Here is a 5,073-nt window from a genome sequence, read left to right as displayed (position 1 = left end):
GTGCTCCACTTGCCGTCCACCACGCTGACATTCTTGACCTCTACCGTCTTGCCATTAACGTCGGTAAACACCAGATCAACCGTCTTCTCGCTGCTGGTGCCGCTGACCGGCGTCGCCGTCGACTCGCTGGTATTGATAAAGCCGTCGTCACCGGCAAAATGCTCGATATCCACGCTCGGACCAGTGACATCCAGCGTCGAGTTGGCGGTGTCGTGCGCCTGATTACCCGCCGGGTCCGTAGCCGTGGCTTTGGCTTCCACCTTGCCTTCCGCCAGACTGCTCAGATCGGCCGTGGTGCTCCACTTGCCGTCCACTACCGAGACGTTCTTGACCTCAACGGTTTTGCCGTTAACGTCGGTAAACACCAGATCGACCGTCTTCTCGCTGCTGGTACCACTCACTGGCGTCGCCGTCGACTCGCTGGTATTGATAAAGCCGTCATCACCGGCGAAGTGCTCGATATCGACCGTCGGACCAGTCACATCCAGCGTGGAATTGGCGGTGTCGTGCGCCTGATTACCCGCCGGGTCCGTAGCCGTGGCTTTGGCTTCCACCTTGCCCTCCGCCAGGCTGCTCAGATCGGCCGTGGTGCTCCACTTGCCGTCTACCACGGTCACACCGGTTACCGTAACGACCTTGCCGTTCACGTCCGTGAACGTCAGATCGACCGTCTTCTCACTGCTGGTGCCGCTGACCGGCGTGGCTTTGGATTCCGCGGTATTGATATAACCGTCGTCGCCGGCAAAGTGCTCGATATCGACGCTCGGGCCGGTGACGTCCAGCGTCGAGTTGGCGCTGTCGTGCGCCTGATTACCCGCCGGGTCAGTGGCGGTGGCTTTGGCTTCCACCTTGCCTTCCGCCAGGCTGCTCAGATCGGCGCTGGTGCTCCACTTGCCGTCCACTACCGAGACGTTTTTCACTTCAACGGTTTTGCCGTTGACGTCGGTAAACACCAGATCCACGGTTTTTTCGCTGCTGGTGCCGCTGACTGGCGTGGCAGTGGACTCGCTGGTATTGATATAGCCGTCATCGCCGGCAAAGTGCTCGATATCGACGCTCGGACCGGTGACATCCAGCGTCGAGTTGGCGGTGTCGTGCGCCTGATTGCCCGCCGGGTCAGTGGCGGTAGCTTTGGCTTCCACCTTGCCCTCGGCCAGGCTGCTCAGATCGGCCGTGGTGCTCCACTTGCCGTCCACTACCGATACGTTCTTGACCTCAACGGTTTTGCCATTAACGTCGGTAAACACCAGATCAACGGTCTTCTCACTGCTGGTGCCGCTGACCGGGGTCGCCGTCGACTCGCTGGTATTGATATAGCCGTCGTCACCGGCAAAGTGCTCGATATCGACGCTCGGGCCAGTCACGTCCAGGGTCGAGTTGGCGGTGTCGTGCGCCTGATTGCCGGCCGGGTCCGTGGCCGTGGCTTTGGCTTCCACCTTGCCTTCCGCCAGGCTGCTCAGATCGGCCGTGGTGCTCCACTTGCCGTCCACCACGCTGACATTCTTGACCTCTACCGTCTTGCCGTTGACATCGGTAAACACCAGATCAACGGTCTTCTCACTGCTGGTGCCGCTGACCGGGGTAGCGGTGGACTCGCTGGTATTGATATAGCCATCGTCGCCGGCAAAGTGCTCGATATCGACGCTCGGTCCGGTGACATCCAGCGTCGAGTTGGCGGTGTCGTGCGCCTGATTGCCGGCCGGGTCCGTGGCCGTGGCTTTGGCTTCCACCTTGCCTTCCGCCAGGCTGCTCAGATCGGCCGTGGTGCTCCACTTGCCGTCCACTACCGAGACGTTCTTGACCTCAACGGTTTTGCCATTGACGTCGGTAAACACCAGATCGACCGTCTTCTCACTGCTGGTGCCGCTGACTGGCGTGGCTTTGGATTCCGCAGTATTGATATAGCCGTCGTCGCCGGCAAAGTGCTCGATATCGACGCTCGGGCCGGTGACGTCCAGGGTGGAATTGGCGGTGTCGTGCGCCTGATTACCCGCCGGGTCAGTGGCCGTGGCTTTGGCTTCCACCTTGCCCTCGGCCAGGCTGCTCAGATCGGCCGTGGTGCTCCACTTGCCGTCCACCACGGTCACACCAGTTACCGTGACAACCTTGCCGTTCACATCCGTGAACGTCAGGTCAACCGTCTTCTCGCTGCTGGTCCCACTCACTGGCGTGGCGGTGGACTCGCTGGTATTGATAAAGCCGTCGTCGCCGGCAAAGTGCTCGATATCGACGCTCGGGCCAGTCACATCCAGCGTCGAGTTGGCGGTGTCGTGCGCCTGATTACCCGCCGGGTCAGTGGCGGTAGCTTTGGCTTCCACCTTGCCTTCCGCCAGACTGCTCAGATCGGCGTTGGTGCTCCACTTGCCGTCCACTACCGAGACATTTTTCACTTCAACGGTTTTGCCGTTGACGTCGGTAAACACCAGATCAACCGTCTTCTCGCTGCTGGTACCACTGACCGGCGTGGCGGTGGACTCGCTGGTATTGATAAAGCCGTCATCGCCGGCAAAATGCTCGATATCGACGCTCGGGCCGGTGACGTCCAGCGTCGAGTTGGCAGTGTCGTGCGCCTGATTGCCTGCCGGGTCAGTGGCGGTAGCTTTGGCTTCCACCTTGCCCTCCGCCAGGCTGCTCAGATCGGCCGTGGTGCTCCACTTGCCGTCCACCACGCTGACATTCTTGACCTCTACCGTCTTGCCGTTGACGTCGGTAAACACCAAATCGACCGTCTTCTCACTGCTGGTGCCGCTCACTGGCGTCGCCGTCGACTCGCTGGTATTGATATAGCCATCATCGCCGGCAAAGTGCTCGATATCCACGCTCGGGCCGGTGACATCCAGGGTGGAATTGGCGGTGTCATGCGCCTGATTACCGGCCGGGTCAGTGGCGGTGGCTTTGGCTTCCACCTTGCCTTCCGCCAGGCTGCTCAGATCGGCCGTGGTGCTCCACTTGCCGTCCACCACGCTGACATTCTTGACCTCTACCGTCTTGCCATTAACGTCGGTAAACACCAGATCAACCGTCTTCTCGCTGCTGGTGCCGCTGACCGGGGTGGCGGTGGATTCCGCAGTATTGATATAGCCGTCGTCACCGGCAAAGTGCTCGATATCGACGCTCGGGCCAGTCACGTCCAGCGTCGAGTTGGCGGTGTCGTGCGCCTGATTGCCGGCCGGGTCCGTGGCGGTGGCTTTGGCTTCCACCTTGCCTTCCGCCAGGCTGCTCAGATCCGCCGTGGTGCTCCACTTGCCGTCCACTACCGAGACGTTCTTGACCTCTACCGTCTTGCCATTGACGTCGGTAAACACCAGATCCACGGTTTTTTCGCTGCTGGTCCCACTGACCGGCGTGGCGGTGGACTCGCTGGTATTGATAAAGCCGTCATCGCCGGCAAAGTGCTCGATATCGACGCTTGGACCGGTCACATCCAGCGTCGAGTTGGCGGTGTCGTGCGCCTGATTGCCGGCCGGGTCTGTGGCGGTGGCTTTGGCTTCCACCTTGCCTTCCGCCAGGCTGCTCAGATCGGCGCTGGTGCTCCACTTGCCGTCCACCACGCTGACATTTTTCACTTCCACGGTCTTGCCGTTGACGTCGGTAAACACCAGATCGACGGTCTTCTCGCTGCTGGTGCCGCTCACTGGCGTGGCGGTGGATTCGCTGGTATTGATATAGCCGTCATCGCCGGCAAAGTGCTCGATATCTACCGCCGGACCAGTGACATCCAGCGTCGAGTTGGCGCTGTCATGCGCCTGATTGCCGGCCGCATCGGTGGCGGTGGCTTTGGCGTCGATCTTGCCCTCGGCCAGACTGCTCAGATCGGCACTGGTACTCCACTTGCCGTCCACCACGCTGACATTTTTCACTTCAACGGTCTTGCCATTAACGTCGGTAAACACCAAATCGACCGTCTTCTCACTGCTGGTGCCGCTGACTGGGGTGGCGGTGGACTCGCTGGTATTGATAAAGCCGTCATCGCCGGCGAAGTGCTCGATATCGACGCTCGGACCGGTGACGTCCAGCGTCGAGTTGGCGCTGTCGTGCGCCTGATTGCCGGCCGGGTCAGTGGCGGTGGCTTTGGCTTCCACCTTGCCCTCCGTCAGGCTGCTCAGATCGGCGTTGGTGCTCCACTTGCCGTCTACTACCGAGACGTTCTTGACCTCTACCGTCTTGCCGTTGACGTCGGTAAACACCAGATCCACGGTCTTCTCGCTGCTGGTGCCGCTGACTGGCGTCGCCGTCGACTCGCTGGTATTGATATAGCCGTCATCGCCGGCAAAGTGCTCGATATCCACGCTCGGACCGGTGACGTCCAGCGTCGAGTTGGCGCTGTCGTGCGCCTGATTGCCGGCCGGGTCCGTGGCGGTGGCTTTGGCTTCCACCTTGCCCTCGGCCAGACTGCTCAGATCGGCCGTGGTGCTCCACTTGCCGTCCACTACCGAGACATTTTTCACTTCCACGGTTTTGCCGTTGACGTCGGTAAACACCAGATCGACGGTTTTTTCGCTGCTGGTGCCGCTCACCGGCGTGGCGGTGGACTCGCTGGTATTGATAAAGCCGTCATCGCCGGCGAAGTGCTCGATATCGACGCTCGGACCGGTGACGTCCAGCGTCGAGTTGGCGCTGTCGTGCGCCTGATTGCCGGCCGGGTCCGTGGCCGTGGCTTTGGCTTCCACCTTGCCTTCCGCCAGACTGCTCAGATCGGCCGTGGTGCTCCACTTGCCGTCCACTACCGATACGTTTTTCACTTCCACGGTTTTGCCGTTGACGTCGGTAAACACCAGATCCACGGTCTTCTCACTGCTGGTGCCGCTGACTGGCGTCGCCGTCGACTCGCTGGTATTGATAAAGCCGTCGTCACCGGCAAAGTGCTCGATATCGACCGTTGGACCAGTGACATCCAGGGTGGAATTGGCGGTGTCATGCGCCTGATTACCCGCCGGGTCCGTGGCGGTGGCTTTGGCTTCCACCTTGCCTTCCGCCAGGCTGCTCAGATCGGCGCTGGTGCTCCACTTGCCGTCCACTACCGATACGTTCTTGACCTCAACGGTTTTGCCATTGACGTCGGTAAACACCAGA

The 5,073-nt window shown here is 60.8% G+C and carries 1 protein-coding gene; it reads right to left on the bottom strand.

Features of this window, described 5'->3' with window-relative positions; all coding sequences use genetic code 11:
* A partial coding sequence (locus J5069_RS23615) for a beta strand repeat-containing protein (protein WP_413542279.1) occupies nt 1-5,073 on the bottom strand: 5,073 nt, incomplete at both ends.

The organism is Candidatus Symbiopectobacterium sp. NZEC127 (genome assembly GCF_025962675.1).
GTDB lineage: Bacteria > Pseudomonadota > Gammaproteobacteria > Enterobacterales > Enterobacteriaceae > Symbiopectobacterium.
This window is presented reverse-complemented; position numbering and strand designations above follow the sequence as displayed.